General features: G+C 70.4%; 7 protein-coding genes. 3 read left to right on the forward strand and 4 right to left on the reverse strand.

Annotated elements, in window-relative coordinates; all coding sequences use genetic code 11:
* Positions 1 to 95 precede the first annotated feature (95 nt).
* Positions 96 to 4,523 carry a golvesin C-terminal-like domain-containing protein gene (locus N5I75_RS37790; RefSeq protein WP_476684946.1) on the reverse strand — a complete coding sequence of 1,476 codons (4,428 nt, stop codon included), beginning with the start codon at positions 4,521 to 4,523 and terminating at the stop codon, positions 96 to 98.
* 1,009 nt (positions 4,524 to 5,532) lie between these two features.
* On the opposite strand from N5I75_RS37790, the gene N5I75_RS37795 reads away from it, so the two are divergent.
* Together N5I75_RS37795 and N5I75_RS37800 are read left to right on the forward strand one after the other, a co-directional pair.
* Entirely contained in the window at positions 5,533 to 5,961 is a 429-nt protein-coding gene (locus N5I75_RS37795) for a hypothetical protein (protein WP_476684744.1), read from the forward strand.
* 248 nt (positions 5,962 to 6,209) lie between these two features.
* Complete coding sequence (locus N5I75_RS37800) at positions 6,210 to 6,812, forward strand: PASTA domain-containing protein (protein WP_476684745.1); 603 nt, start codon at positions 6,210 to 6,212, stop codon at positions 6,810 to 6,812.
* Positions 6,813 to 6,970: 158 nt separating this feature from the next.
* Here the strand turns inward: N5I75_RS37800 and N5I75_RS37805 are convergent, their stop codons facing one another.
* The 3 genes from N5I75_RS37805 to N5I75_RS37815 form a co-directional block, all read right to left on the reverse strand.
* A complete protein-coding gene (locus N5I75_RS37805) occupies positions 6,971 to 9,883 on the reverse strand; it encodes a helix-turn-helix transcriptional regulator (protein WP_476684746.1) in 2,913 nt (970 codons plus the stop codon).
* A gap of 112 nt (positions 9,884 to 9,995) precedes the next feature.
* Positions 9,996 to 10,217 (reverse strand): hypothetical protein, encoded by a 222-nt coding sequence (locus tag N5I75_RS37810; protein WP_476684747.1) that lies wholly within the window; start codon positions 10,215 to 10,217, stop codon positions 9,996 to 9,998.
* A gap of 173 nt (positions 10,218 to 10,390) precedes the next feature.
* On the reverse strand, positions 10,391 to 13,570 hold the full coding sequence (locus N5I75_RS37815) for a type 2 lanthipeptide synthetase LanM family protein (protein WP_476684748.1): 3,180 nt from the start codon (positions 13,568 to 13,570) through the stop codon (positions 10,391 to 10,393).
* Between the two features lie 589 nt (positions 13,571 to 14,159).
* Between N5I75_RS37815 and N5I75_RS37820 the strand changes: the two genes are divergently transcribed.
* Positions 14,160 to 15,155, forward strand: a complete 996-nt coding sequence (locus N5I75_RS37820) for a helix-turn-helix domain-containing protein (RefSeq protein WP_476684749.1) — start codon at positions 14,160 to 14,162, stop codon at positions 15,153 to 15,155.
* The last annotated feature ends 100 nt before the right edge of the window (positions 15,156 to 15,255 follow it).

The raw sequence follows: 15,255 nt of genomic DNA on the forward strand, positions 1-15,255 counted from the left end.
CGGGCGCCTTTACGCCACAGGGGCCCGGCATTGGCGGCCGGGCCCCTGTTTCTGTTCCCCTCCGTCAGGCGGGGAACCGGTATGCGATCAAACGGTCACGAAGGACGCTTCGCTTCAAGCCAGTAGTTGTCTCCTTCAAGGACCCGGTTCTGCTTGCGCCAGCTCGGCATGTAGCTCATGGACTGGGTGTTCTGGTTATTGGACATGCTGGAGCGGCCGCACGGTTCGGTCCAGGTCGGCACATGGGAACGCGGGTCGGGCTGGAGCCTCCACCGGCCGTCCGTGCCACGGATGGCGATCGTGTTCACGCATCCCTCGCCCCCCTCGCTTGAGGTGACTTGCTTCAGGTTCTTCCCGCCCCAGCCCGTCGGTGTCGCGGCACTCTGCCAGCTCGCCGCGAACGGGAACTCGTCGCAGCTGGGCACGTCGTCGGCACCGAGTTCGGGTGACATCGTCGCCGCCTTGTTGCGCTCCCACGCTCTCGGGCAGATCAGGTCACGGTTGTAGCTGACGATGCTCTGGTCCTTCGTGGAACCGGGCACGAGAACGTCCTCGGTCAGGAAGGTCAACGGGTTGTTGCCCCGCAGCCCGTAGTGGCCGGGCAGCTTGTTCTGGATCAGCCAGGCATGCGCGGCGGCCGCCGGGAACTTCTTCTCGTTCATGACGTACGTCGGCTTGTACGAACTGAAGACGCAGCCCGGAGTGGCCTTCACGTCGCGGTCGCACCGGACGTCGAGCTCCGACTTCTCGGCCGTCATCGGGTTGCTGGTGTCGCCGTTCGCGGTGCCCTTGACCGTCAGGTAGGGGCTGATCCGGCCGTCGAGATCCGAGGTGTTGTTCCATTTGATTTTCTGGGTGACCGTGGCTGTGTGGAGGTCGCCCGCGACGAAGGTCGGCGAACCGCTCCACACCGGAGTCTGCTTCTCGCAGTAGCCACGGCAGCCGAAGTCGATGTCCAGGGTCAGCGACGGAATGGAGATCGACGTCAGTTTGACCGACACGGTCTGGGTGAAGGTGTCGCTGTCCGGGTCGAGCTGGAACTCGTGCCGGAGGTCGAAGCTCGCCTTCGGGGTGCCGGTCGTGGTGCCACTGAACCGCAGGTCGTCCCCGAGGCACGCCTCGGTACGGGTGTAGTCCAGGGACCTGGTGCCGATGGAGCAGCTGAGAGAGGCCGTGGTGGCCGTGGCGGACAATGAACCGGCCGACGCCTTCGCGGACTTGCGGTCCGTCGCCGGCTCGGACGACAGGTGCAGCCCTTCCGCCCCGGTCGCGGAGCGCGCGGCGCCGGAGAGACCGGAGGCGGTGGGAACCAGACTGAAGTAGTCGCCCGAGATGCTCTGGGGCGGCTCCACCGGGGCGGGGTCCGGTGCAGTGATGTCCGGGTCGCCGAAGGTCAGGTCCGAGGGGATACCGGAGTAGTCGCCGGGCACGAACGCGATGGCGTCGAAGGCGATGTCCGCGGACCCGTCACCGCCGTTGAAGTTGTGCAGGCTGACCTCGGGGGTGATGCCGTTGAAGAAGTACGCGCCGAGATCCACCCACTTGTTGGACTGGTTGGAGCTCTGGTCGATCGCCTTCACCGTCTCACCGGCGGAGTGTTTGATGCGGTACTCGGCCTTGGAGGTCTGCGCCCCGTGGTCGGGGATGAAGGCATAGACCTTGGCCTGGCCGCTGTAGTTGGTGATCTCCTTGCCGAGCTTCCAGGTACCGGTCACCTTCATCCGGTCGCCCGGCGGCGGGTACGACTCGGCCGAGCGGGTGTGGGTGAACCAGAAGTGGTTGCCGAAGCCCGCGCCGATCTGATGGGTGTCGATCTTGCCGGGGTAGGTGGTGACGGCCTGCCCGGTCTCGGAGTCCGTGATGACGGACGGCTGGTACGTGAGCGTGAAGGTGCCGTCCGACTTCGCGGCCCCACAGCCGCGTGAGTTCGAGCCCGCCGGCGTCGTGCCGTTCGGAATGTCGTCCACCACCAGCGCGTTCGACGGCAGACCGGTGCTGCACTTCGGCGGGTAGGAGGCGGCGTCGGGCTGTTCTGGGTAACTGGTGTTGAACCGGTGCACCTGGTGCCCGCATTCGGCGAGCTTGTCGCAGTCCTTCCACTCGGCGGACTTGTCCCACCAGCAGTGCAGCCAGTGGGGGTTGGTGTCACTGTCACCGGAGTCCAGCGCACAGGCGCCCATGCCGGGGTCGTTGGAGTCGCCGTCTGTGATCTTCGACGGGTCGCAGTTGTTGGACGCGTCGCAGAAGGTGTCCACCGGGGGCTTCACCGCGGCGCGGTCCAGGTCGCTGTTCCACCAGGCGGCCAGGTAGCCGGCCTTGAAGTCGCCGGGGCCGAACATCGCGGAGATCGGGCGTGCCGCCCAGCCCAGCACCTTCTCCTCGTAGGGCCAGTCCTGCGGGTGCGCGGCGTGGGAGTAGTCGTCCAGGTGGGGGTCGACGGCGTGCTGGAGGAAGGGAACCCGGTTGGCCTTCCACAGCGGGTTGGCCGGGTTGTTGGTCCAGCCGAGCCCTTTGTGCCCGCCGGAGTCGGCGGCCGGGTAGAAGCCCGAGTTGTACGCCCACAGGGCGAAGAACCAGTTCTCGATCCACTGCGGGTGGCCGTCGTTGATCATCATCTCCTGGCCGTGGAGGTCGTTCCACTTGCGGGAGAGGATGGTCACGCCGTAGGCGATGTTCGCGGCGTAGTCCAGGGCGACCGCCTCCTGCGTGGCCGGCGGCAGCGCGGTCTCGCCCTCCTTGGTCTTGCCGGCGAGCCGCATGCCGTCGGTCGCCTGGGTGATGCCGTAACCGCAGTCCGCCTCGGAGAAGTTGATGCGCCAGGGGTCGGCCTGGTCGCCGTCGGCGGTGTACTGGGTGCCGTAGTAGTTGCCGATGAGGCTGTTGGACGTGACGCCCGGGACGGCGAAGCGGGTTGCCTGCCACATGTTCGATTCCTGCGCGGTGACGCCGAGCATCACCTGCGAGGGTATGTGCCAGCGGTCGGTGATATCCGGGTCCTCGTTGTCGAGGGTGCCGTTGGGGTCACCGGCCAGCGTGATCGGCGGAAACAGCCCCTGTGGGGTGTAGGCGTCCATGCCGGTGTTCTTCCAGTTAGCCGGCCGGCTGACGTGCAGCTCACCGACGACGGCCTGGTCCACGGCCCATTCCACCTGGCGCGGGGTCGGCTGGAAGGCCTGCTTCTTGACGTCGTTGCGGGCCACCGCGCAGTAGCGCTCGTCGGTGCCCTCACTGGGCCCGGCGGGCGACGCCGTCAGCGCCTGGGAGCGCAGCGTCTGTGGTGACATGCCCTTGCTGTCGGCGTCGGCCGACGGCTCCTTCCCGGTGGGTGTGCCCAGCGCCGGGGAAGGTTTGCTTCCGGCTGCGGACCGTTCGGCCGACAGCCGGGGTGTGGCGTCCAGTTCGGTGTGCTTGCCGGTGGCGACGACGTCGAGGGCGACACGCGCGTCGCGAGCCTGCTCGGCCTCGTCGGGCGTGATCATGCTGGTCTTGCCGTCCGCCCAGGACGTGGACACGCCCGCGTGGCCGAGGCTGGACATGCGGGCGCCCTTGGCGAGATGCCCCGGGTTCTTCACCGCAGCGGGAAGAGTCCCCTTGTTCTTGGCCTTGCCCGTGAGGAACACCGTGCCGCCGGGGGTGGCCGACAGGTCCCAGTCCGCGAGCTTTCCCTCGGCCACGGTCCGCGGGGTGGTCTTCCCGTCCTTGACCTGGGTGCCGTCCAGGTGCTTGGCCCAGGACTTCGCCTTCGCCTTGTTGGTGTCGGCGTCCCGGTCGATGAAGGTCACGCCGTCGCCGCTGTCGGCCGCAATCTGGAACGGTACGTGCTTCGTCGTGGCGAGGACGGATTCCTTCCGTCCGTTGATACGGACGAGCTTGTTTCCGTGACCGGCAACAATGCCGTGCCTGGTCGGGACGGCCGAGGTGACCTGCCCGGGGAAGGCCACTGGCCGGGACTGTTTGCCGGTCACCGCGTCCACGGCGATCAGGCGGGTTCTCTGTTCCTTGTCCCCGTCGTGGCTCAGCTGGGTGAACACCACGTCGTCCCCGGTGCCGCAACCCGGGGAGAAGTAGGCCAGCGATGCCGTGAACGGCAGCTTGGTGACCTTGCCAGTGCCCAGCTCGACGACGGCGGTGAACGCACCGCGCACCATCAGTTCGGGGTTGTTGGTGAAGGTCCGGGGTGCGTAGGCGACAGCCGCGTACTTCCCGGATCCGGTCACACACGTGTTGCCGATCCAGGTGTCCGAGTCGAAGCCCTCCTCACGCAGGGTGGCCACGGTGGTGAACTTGTAGCCGTCCTTCTCCTTTCCGGCCAGGACGTGGAAGCCCGTGGCGTCACCGGAGGTGGAAAGGGCCACGTCCTTGGACGAGGAGGAGGAGTCACCCAGGACCCCGGCACGGTCCGCCGCACTGACCTCTCGCGGTTTGTGCGTGACCTTCGGCAGGCTCTTGCCGCCTTGAACCGCATTGCTGGGGACTTCTGGCCCCTGAGCCTGAGCGGAGGGGGCCAGCAACGAGGCGAGCATCGCCGTCGCCGCCGCTGTCACCACCGCATATCTTCTCTGTCTTGCGCGCACGGTGAAGTGTTTCCTCTTCTCTTTCCGCTGGTGGACGAAAGGGGACTCGTCGAGACAGAACAACCCCGGTAGTGCGCGCACTGATCGGCGCGATTCGGCCGCAGGACGGCCGCACTTGCCGCCCTCCTGCGGAACGAGGCCTGACCAGACCGCTACAACTGCGGTCTCAGCAAGCGGTCCTGAGGGTTCGTCCCTCAGCTCGTCGGGGCGGGTGTGGCATCCGCCGCGGGGAACGTGGTCGCGGCGGGAGTTCGGCTACAGCGTCGATACCACGAATTTGACGAGCTCGGCTGTCAATACCGGCACCGATTCCCGCTGTGCATGATCCTCCCCCTCAGTAGTCGTCAACTGCGCTTCTGCGTGCGGCTCCTGACCAGAGCTCACCGAATCCCCGTCGTCTCTTCCTCGGGTGCGCATTAGATCATCACAACAATGGGGCGAAAGGTATATGTCGCATACATGGATGGGTCACAGATTGGTTTCGGATGCCTTTGCTTTCTCTTTACCCATTGGATCTGGGGCAGTGTGTTCGTGGTGGCGACTGGGGTGAATCGAGGTGGGTCATCTGCGCTCGCTGTCTGCGAACTCCCGCACCAGGAACGGCAGTTGAGGGGGCCGTGCCGACGAAGTGGCGCGGCGGTCCGCCGCGTCGTGGTGATGCGGTCGAGCGCGCGCGAAGAGGAATGAAGGGTTCACACAACGTCACCTAGCTGTTTAGAGTGTGCCCCCGAGTCCTTCACCGCACAGCGGCCTGAAGGGCGCGTCGCGCATATGGCGGCAATACGGGACCGACGAATACGACGACGCCTGCGCCGGAGTCACCCAGTGCCGGGGGCGTGGCTGTCCAGGCGCTCTTTTCCGGTTTGCCGTCGGCAAGGAGCGTCGGTTCGTCCGAACCGTTCCGTCTTGTATTGCTATTCCACTCGTAGCACCTACTTGTTCGTTCAGGGGAGAAATCATGAATAGGTTCACCAAGGCTCTCGGCATCGGTGCCGCCGCCTTCGCCTTCACCATCGCGGGCGCGACCAACGGCAATGCGGCAGTCAGCCAGGACGGCACCGCCTACGCCAAGCCGGTCGGTGGCGAGTACCCGGCGAAGGCCCACTTCGAGGCCTACGGCGAAGTCTTCACCGTCTACGACCTCTCGGCTGACGGGCACTCCGGCGTCGGTGTGCTCAGCTATGGCAGCGCTGCGAGCAGCTACTACTACTGGGCCCACGAGGGTGCCGACACGAAGCGCACGGTGAACCTCGACATCGCGGAGGGGACCCCGCTCAAGATCTGGTCGTGCGTCGGAGAGTACGAGAAGGGCGAGCCGACCAAGGGCATCATGTGGGACACCGGTTGCAGCCCGAGCGCCTTCTCGGGAACTCCCGTCTGGGCATGACCTGAACCGAGCCCTGCCGTTGATCGGTCGGCAGGGTTCACGGACCAGGGGCGAAGCGGCAGCGCACCGCACGGACCCCTGAAGCAGTCGGCCCGTGGGTGAACGGGCGGCATCAGCGACGCCACACGGCTTGCTGCTGCTGCCCGGCTCCACGAATCCGAATAAGCAACACCCGGACGGTCACCGCACCTCGGCGCGTTCAGAACGCAGGCCGGCTGAGCGTCACCACGTAACAGGAGAACTGGCCAATGAGACTGAAAACGCTGGGTGGCGGCATAGTGGCCACATTCGTGGCAGCGGCCTTGACTGTCGGCTGCTCGGCGCAACAGTCCACCACTGGACAGTCGTCCGCAAGCCTCAAGGACTCAGCCTCAGCTGCTCCGGCCCTGCGCTCGGACAGCTTGCCGGTACAAATGAAGAAGGAGATCACCGCGGGGCACGGCTTCGCAGTCAGAGACGCAACGGATCTGGGCCGCCCGGTCGACCTTCAGCACGCACAGCTATGGCAGTTCTGTCTCTCCCGGAAAGGCCGGGCACCGAACTCGGTTGATCTCGGCGGCGTCCCGTACGGAGAGAAATGTCCGACACGCTGGGACGAGCATGTCCCGACACCCAGAACACCTGAAGTCACCGGGCAGAGCTTCAAGCAGGCCTATGACCTGCTGTTGAAGAAGGGCTACAACAGCCTCTACATCGACGTGTTCTACGGAACAGAAGGCGCGGTCGGCCCGCGGGACGTCTCTCGTGTGAACGGGGAGGTCTGCAAGCAGTCCCCGCGCCCCGGACAGCCACTTGACGCAAAGGAGAGAGTCGAACTCCACGTCGCGGACGGCGAATGCCCGGAGAAGTAGGGTCAGACGGAGTGCCTCCGGAGGGACCCTGCGGCCACGGCCCGGGCGGGCAGCAGGCGAGGTAGCAGGAGGCCCCCTCGGCTCGGCCGGCGCTGACCGCCGCTGTTCCTATCCGACAAGCACTGTTGCAGTACTGGAGTGAGGGGCGAGGGACCGCCTCACTGCTTCAGCAGTTGAGTCGACCGCGTGCAGAGGTCCGCGCGGCTGGCCGCGCCCGTCTTGTTCATCAGGCTCGCGATGTGTTTCTCGACCGTGCGGGGCGAGATGAAGAGGCGCTCGGCGATGTCCTTGTTGCTCAGCCGGTCGGCGAGGAGGCGGAACGCCTCGTACTCGCGCACGGTGACGCCGAGGGCCCGCAGGTGTTCGGGGATGCCGTCCGTGTCTCTGCGGTGCTGATGCACGGGGACGCCGATGCGGCGCAGGGCGGCCCGGCAGGCGTTCGTGACGGCCGGCACGCCCTGCTCGTGGAAGTGGTGTTCGGCCCGCCTGAGCCAGGCGACCGGCTCGCCCCAGCCGTCCTCGTGCGCCGCGTCCGCGACCAGCCGCAGGCCCAGGTGCAGCGCGTTCGGATACACGGCGGCGTCGCGCAGCGCCGTGTCGATGCGCTCGGCCGCCCGCTCGCCCTGCCCCTCCCTGCCGAGCAGGACCGCATCCGCGAGCGTGACGAACTGGCGGTTCCACCGCATCTGTCCGGCCGCGGTGGCCGCGACCGCCTCGTAGCGGGGGCGGTCCGTGTCCCCGGCCAGCACGTCCAGCAGCACCCCTACCCCGTGGGTGCCGCTGAGGTGGTAGGTGCTGGGATTGTGGCGTTCCAGCGCCGACACCGCTCCCAGTTCCTCCCGAGCCAGGTCGCGGTCCTCCTCCATCAGGGCGCAGAAGGCGCGGGCCATGCCGAGCGTGAGCGGCTCCTCCTGCGAACCGGCCCCTTCCCATTCCGCGAACGAGACGAGCGCCTCCTCCATCGCCCGCCTGTCGCCCCGGTGCGCCTCGAGCGACGCCAGTGACATCAGGAGATACCGGACGGCCGGGGCGAGGCGGAGCCTGCGGACGATCGCCAGGCACTCGACGGCGGCCTCCCGCGTCTCCTCGCGCGCGCCCCGCATCACTCCGTCCAGGACGAGGATGCCGTCCACGGTGTGCACGATGTTGATGGAGCCGAGCCGCAGTGCCTCCTCCCGGGCCGACAACAGCCCTGCGGTGTCACCTTCCGACAGCCAGTCGTTGCCGCCGATACGGGTCGCGGCATACATCCGTCGCAGCGGGAGCTGGTGCCGCTCGGCCGTGGTCAGGGCCTTTTGCAGCATGGCCCGGGACTCCTGCGGGTCCTGCTCGCGGGCCACGGTCGCCAGCAGTTCCCAGGCCTGGCAGGCGACCGCGGGCAGCGCGTAGCGCTCGGCGGCGTCGGCGGCGGAGCGCGCGAGTCTCTCGGCCTGCTGGGTGCGGTCGGTGCCGGGGGTGTCCAGGGCGAGATAGGCGGCGGTGACGTCGACGGACGCTGCCGCCGCGGGGTCCGGGTTCGTGCCGAGCACCTCGCGGGCCCGTTCGATCTGCTGGTTCCCGTCGCTCCACCGTCCCGCCGTGTGGGCCACCTTGGCCAGCCGGGTGTGCAGGATCGCCAGGCGGGACGCGCCCAGCCCGGCGCTGTCCAGGGCGTGCAGATGCTCGACCAGGTCGAAGGCGCGATCGAAGTCGCCGGACTCGGCCAGTGCGGGCAGCAGTGGTTCCAGCGCGCTCGCTCTCTCCTGCGGGTCACCGGCGCGCGCCAGCAGGGTCTCGGCCCGGCTGAGCAGGGTCACCGCCGAATCGAGCGCGCCCGCCGCCAGGGCGCGCCGCCCCGCCTCCGCGAACAGTTTGCCGGCCGCCGCGTCCTCACCGGCCTCGGAGCGCAGGCCGGCGGCGAGCGCGCACCAGTCGCCGGGCAGCTGCGGGTGCAGTTTCTCCACCGCCTCCGCGCCCTGACGGGCCAGGTCCGCCCGCTGGCCGGGCGTCAGCTGGGTGAAGAGCGCCTCCACGGTGGGGGAGTGGCGGAAGGAGTACCAGTCCGGGGCGGGCTCGTCCGGAACCACGAGCCGGGCGGCGACGCCGGCCTGGAGGTGGCTGAGCAGCGCTCGGTCGTCGACCCCCGTCATCTGCTGGAGCACGGTCAGCGGGAACCGCCTGCCGAGGACGGCCGCCGCCGAGAGCAGCGTCAGGCCCTCCGTGCCCAGCCGGTCGATGCGGCGCAGGATTCCCCGCGCGAGGGCGGAGGAGACGTCGCCCCGCGGATCACCGACCGTTCGCCAGCCGTCCGGTCCCTGCACCAGGGTGCCCGCGCCGATCATCGACTGGAGTAACTCCTCGACGAGGTACGGGCTGCCCGCGCTGCCGTCCCACAACTGCTCGAGCACCGCCGTCGGTACGTCCTCCGGGGAAGTGCCCAACTGACCCGCCACCAGGTCGAGCACCTGGGGACGGGTCAGCGGTGAGAGTTCGAGGACCGAGGCCGTGCCGCGCCGGCGGGCCGACTGGGCGAGGTCCAGGGCGTCGCTGAAGTCCGTGCGTACGGTGGCGAGCAGCAGGACCGGGCTGTACTCCAGGTTGTCCACGAGGTACTCGAGGACGCCCAGTGTCTCGGGGTCGGCGTCGTGCAGGTCCTCGAGGACCAGGAGCCGGCCCCGGCCGTGGTCGGTGGCCATGAGCAGGCGCAGGACGGCCTCACCCAGGATGACCATGGAACTGCTGTCGCCGGCGCCGGTGTTCCAGTCGGGTATGAGCCGTCCGAGCACCGGTCTGTACGGTCCCAGGGAGAGGTCGTCCAGCGATTCACCGGTGCGGAACAGCGACATCAGCGCCTCGGTCAGCGGCCGGAACGGAATCGCCGGGCCGGTGGTGCTGCTGCGTCCCCGCAGGACACCCATTCCGGCCCCGACCGCGCTGCCCACGACCTCGGCCGCCAGCCGCGACTTGCCGACCCCGGCTTCGCCGACCAGGAACACCACACCGCCGCGCCCCTGCCGCGCTTCGGACAAGGCGCGTCCGAGCAGGCCCAGTTGGGCGTCCCGGCCGACAAGAGACGATGCTTGGAGGCGCATGATCTCCAAGCATAATCGGATTATCCGGAAGCGCGGGGTGGTCCTGGGCTTTCTGCTGCGGTCCGCCCGGCGCGCCTGCTTGCCTTCCGGGCGGCCGGGCGGCCGTGGGAGGTCAGTTCGGCGCGGACACCGAGGTGTCGATCGAGCTCAGCGTGATGACGATGCCGCTGGTGAGGACCATCCCGGCCAGGACGCGGGCGCGGGCGCAGGCGCGGTTGCGGCCCGAGAGGGTGATGCCGCCCGCGGCGTCCTGTCCTTCGACGGCACTCGGGGTGACGTCGGCCTCGGCGGGGACGGCAGCGACGTGGTCCGAGTGCAGGTTCTGCAGGTCCATGAGGGAACTCCTTCGTGGGGGATGTGCCGAGTGAGCGAGAGGGAACGGAGAGGGAACGGAGAGGGAACGGAGAGGGAACGGAGAGGGAACGCAGAGGGAACGGAGAGCGAATGCAGAGGAGAAGAAGACGGGGAGCAGCCGCGGTGCGGCAGACCGACCGTGAGGGCTCGGTCTCAACAGGCGTGCGCGGTGGCCGGGGTCGGCGGACGGGAGTGCTCGAGCAGGAGCGCTGACGGGACAAGGTCGGGGGAGCAGAGGCGGAGCAGCCCGTACCCGATGCCGGCGAGGCCGGTCAGCATGGCGGGAGAGGGTACTTGGTCCGGGGTCGCGCAGCGGTGCTGCTGGCCTTCGATCGCCGCGAGCAGTCGGCCGCCGGTGCGGGTGAGGACGGTGGATGCCGTGACGTCGCCACGGCCGGCGAGGACCGACAGGGCCTCCACGGCGCCGAAGGCGCCCTGGCCCGCGCTCAGATCGGAGCCGTCGCCGAGCGCGGACAGCCGGGCGGCGAGCCCGGCCTCGTACCGCGGCAGGTGAACGGCCGCGGCGGCGATGCCGGGCAGTCCCGCGGTCCACGACGTACCGTGCGCGGCAGCCCCGGTCGCGGTGGCGGCTTCGTTCGCGGTTGCGGCGACGGCTTGGTCCGCGATTGCGGTTTCGGTCGCGGCGGCGGCCGAACGCAGCAGCCCGGCCGCCGCTTCCCGGCGTCGCCCGTCGGCCCGGTGGTCCGCGTGGCGCCACAGCGCCCAGCCGATGCCCGCGGCTCCGTCGGCGAACCCCGCGGTGCCCCCGCCCTTCGCGGCCGCGTCCGCCAAGGCGTCCGCCAGCGCGTCGGCCAGTTCCAGGGCGCGGGGCGCGCCCGTGGCCTCATGAGCGGCGACCGCCGCCGCCAGGGCTCCGGCGGCGCCGTCGGCGAACCCGTGGTCCGGGCAGGCCGCCACGGCGTGTTCGAGTGCGGTGAGCGCGTCGGGCAGCGAGTTCGCGAGGTCCGCGTCGAGCAGGACCGACAGCCGGATCAGGCCGTACAGGATGCCGCCGATCCCGTCGTACGCTCCGGGTCCCACCACGGCACACAGCTCGGGGTCGGCGGCGAGCATCTTCAGCAGCGTCGGCAGCGGCTGCACCGCCTCGTGGGCGAGCGCCGTGTAGCGGTCCGCTCCCGCGAGGAGCCCGGCCTGCGCGAGGAAGAGCGCGACCCCGGTGTATCCCTGGCCGAGTCCGGCTCCCATCGGCAGGACCGACCAGTGGCCGCCCGGCAGGCGTTCCAGGCCGATCCAGTTGGCCCGGCCGCCGGACCGCACGGCGCGGGCGGCGATCTCGTCGGCGATCCCGCAGGCCGCGGCGAGCAGCCGCGACGGCTCGGGCACCACGGCCGGCAGGGGAGCCGCCACCAGCTCGGAGCGTGGCCGCACCAGCGGGGACCCCGCCTCACGGGCCGCCAGCGCGGCCGCGACGATCCACTCCTGGTTGCGGCAGTCGACCTCGTCCATCCGGCTGATCTTGGTGCGAACCGCGTCGATGCTCGCCATGGGCAACAGATGCGGCAGCCAAGTGCCACCGGAGGCCCGGACTTCCGTTCCGGACGGCCGGTGGACGAACAGGGGGACGTCCCCGCGCCACAGGTCCTCGGTCTCGTGCTCCACAAGGCGGCCGCGCGCCGGGTCGTGCGCCGACTCGGTCCACAGCACCGCGAACGCGGCGTCCCGGGCGAGCGCGTCGCCGAGCAGGGCCGGGTGCGTGGACTCCTCCAGCAGCGTGGAGTACAGCCGTGTGGAGCGGACGATCAGCCGGGCGGGGCTGTCCGCGTGCCGGGCCAGCAGACCGCCCGGCGCGGTCAGTTCGTCGCCGTGCGTCTGGATCGCGGCGTAGGTGGTGCGGAAGCCGTCGAGGAGCGCGGCGCGGTGGTCGGCGCCTTGGAGACGGTGCCCGGCGGGCAGCGGCTGGTTCTGCGCGGCCGGACTGATCACCGGGCCCCGCACGACCCGCATGGTGTCCAGTCCGCTGTCCTTCCAGCACAGGCCCTCGCTGGGGTACGCGCCCTGCTCGGAGCGGCCGAGCGCGGAGATGTCCAGCGCGCCGTGCTCACCGATCAGCAGGTGGGGGAGCAGACACGTGCGGTGCACGGAGGCCTGGAGGGCGTCGGCGGCCGGATCCGCTCCCGCGGTGGCGGCCTGCGGAAGCCCGGTGTGCAGCAGGGTCTCGGCGTCCACGAGGACGGGCTGGTCCCCGGCGGCGATGAGGTTCTCGTAGTGCATGTCGGCGCCGTCCACCGCGTACAGCAGGGACAGCAGTGCGCCTTGGCGCCGGTAGAAGGCGTCCGCCTCGGACATCGATCCGCACCAGCGGTGCTCGATGTACTCGAGCCAGCCGTGCTCCTGTCGCCGTACCGTGCGCGGGGTGCGCAGTTCCAGGCCGGTGACCCGCCCGGTGAGCCAGTGCGCCAGGTCGTCCAGGAGGGCGTGCTGCCCGAGGGGGCGCGGCTTGTAGACCGCCCGTGATCCGTCCGCGAACTCAAGGACCGCCACGGAGCGCCCGCCGCAGTGGGCGTCGCCGCGGCCCAGGTCCACGCGGGTGAGCGGGCCGGGGTCGCGGCCGGCGAGCAGGACGGCCACCAGTTCCTGGCGGTCGGTGTGCAGCCGCAGGCCGAGTTCGGCGACGGCGTCGGCGGCGTCGAGTGCGGCCTGGCCGAGGAGCCGGGCCAGCACCGGATAGGAGGTGAACAGGGTCCGCAGGCCGTCCGCGCTGCCGCAGGAGGCGAGGAAGGAGGCGAAGCGCTCGCGGGACGTGGCCCCGGAGAGTCGTCCGGCACGCCGGGCGCCGTCGAGTTCGCGGACGAGTGTGCGGGCCGCCTGCCGCGCCATCCGGCTCAGCAGCCATTGCTCGAACGAGGTGCGCAGCATGGCCCGTTCCACCGGGGGGAGCGGCGCCAGGCGCCGGTCGAGGTCGGCCGATGCGGGCACCACCAGCGGTGCCACGACCGGCGCGAACAGCTCGGGCCCTGTGACGTCGTGGCCGAGCGCCGGGCGTGCGGCGGTGTCGGCGTGGAGCAGGGCCTCTTCGACGTAGTCGGCCCAGAGCGGGGTGCCGGCGCGGTCCGCCAGGTGTTCCGGTGCCTCGGCGACGAGCGCCCAGGCGGCGAGTTCGTCGAGCCCCAGATGGGCGAGGCGAGCCGCGAAGCCCGCCGTGTCCCCGGCCGCCCACGGAGCGCGGCCGGACGTGGCGGTCGTGACGGTCGTGGCTGACGCCGCGGGACGTCCGGGGGCGGCGACGCGCTCGCTGAGGGTGAGCGCGGGGGCCCACCAGGCGAGCGGCAGGTGCACGCTTCGGGGCGTCGTGGGTGCGGCTGTTTCGGTCACGGGGAGAACCTCCCAGACACCGCGCGACCCCCACATGGGGGAGCATCCCCCATATTCTCCGAAGGGCCCCACCGGCGGGTGGGGGCCGTCGCGCCGCCCCTTCGGTCAAGCGGCCCTAGCTCGCGGCGCCGAAGGCGGTCTCCGCAGGTCAGGGCCCGTACCCAAATGCCTCCGTGCCGCGCGCGGCGCACTGTGGCAACTCGCCGCGGAGGTACATCCTCGCCGTCGCGGGGCGGCCCGCGCGTACGGAGACGCTGCCCGGCGGGCGGCGGCAGGCGTGGCTGCGGGCCTTCCCCACCCACTCCGTCGCCCTCGGACGGCAGCACGAGTGCGGCCGGTGTCCGTGGACTCCGTGCCCGTCCGCCCGGAACGGGTGCCGTTGCGCAGGGAGCCGCGCGCAGCACGACGCACCGCCCCACAACTTGGGTGGTCGGCCCGCATCCCCGACCGCTCGGGCCTCCCGTCTACTGATGCCCGGTCGATGACCAGGCAGCGGTACGGGAGCGTGCCGCGGCCCGCCGAACGTCGTCCGACTCGATGCGTGACCGACCACCAGGTGCCGTACAGCCGAGACAACAGGAGTGAAGGAATGCGGACCTCTCTGGGTATCGACCCCCTCGCACGGAGCGTCTATCTCGCCATGGTCGACCTGCCCGGCGCCGGAGTATCCGAGTTGGCGGAGCGGCTGAAGGAGGACGAGGAGACGGTCCGGGAGCGCCTCGAGCGGTTGTCGGCCCTCCTGCTCGTGGTTCCCGGGGACACCGCCTCCGGCTGGCGGCCGGTCGCCCCGGAGGTGGGCCTGGCCGCGATGCTCGCCCGGGAGCAGGACGAACTCGCCCGCCACCGGCTCCAAGTGGAGGACAGCCGCATCGAGGTGACCCGGCTGCTGTCCGAGCACGCCCGAGGCGGCCGGGACGGCATGCCCGGCGTCGAGTGGCTGGCCGGCGCGGACGCCGTGTGGCGGCGCGTCACGGAACTGGCCGAAGGGTGCGAGCAGGAGTGGCTGACCGTCGGTCCCACCGAACGGCTCGCGGTGTCCGTCACCGAGTTCGCCGGGCCCGTCGACCAGATCCTGCGCCGGCGCGGCGCGGCGTCCCGCACGATCGTCCTGGAGAGCGTTCGCAACGATCCCGAGGTGATGGACCGGGTGCGGGGGAGGGAGGACAGCATCGGACCCGTCCGTACGCTGCCTTCGCTGCCCGCGTGGATGATCCTCTGCGACCGCACCCACGTCGTGGTCCCCGTCGCCACCGCCCGGTCCGTCGTCGGCGCCATGGTGTGCGGCGTCGAGTCGGTCACCGAGGCGTTCGCCGCCCTGTTCACCCGGCTGTGGAAGGAGGCGCTCCCGCTGACCGAGGCGCGCCCCCGTACCCGCGGCGGCCTCTCCCTGCAGGAGCAGCACGTGCTGCGGCTGTGGGCGCAGGGCCTCACCGACGCGGCCGCCGCCCGCAGGATGGACGTCTCGCTGCGCACGGTCCGCCGGCTCTCCGAGAAACTGACCGATCGCTTCGGTGCGCAGAGCCGCTTCCAGCTCGGCGCCCTGGCCATCGCCCAGGGGGGCATCCAGGCCGAGGACATGGCCTGACGCCGCGAATCCGCGCCCGGCCGTACGCCCCCACCGTCTCCGCGACGGTGGGGGCGTACGTCGTCATCCGGCCGGGGCGTGCGCCGTCATCCGGCCGGAG

The sequence above is a fragment of the Streptomyces sp. R818 genome (genome assembly GCF_056172735.1).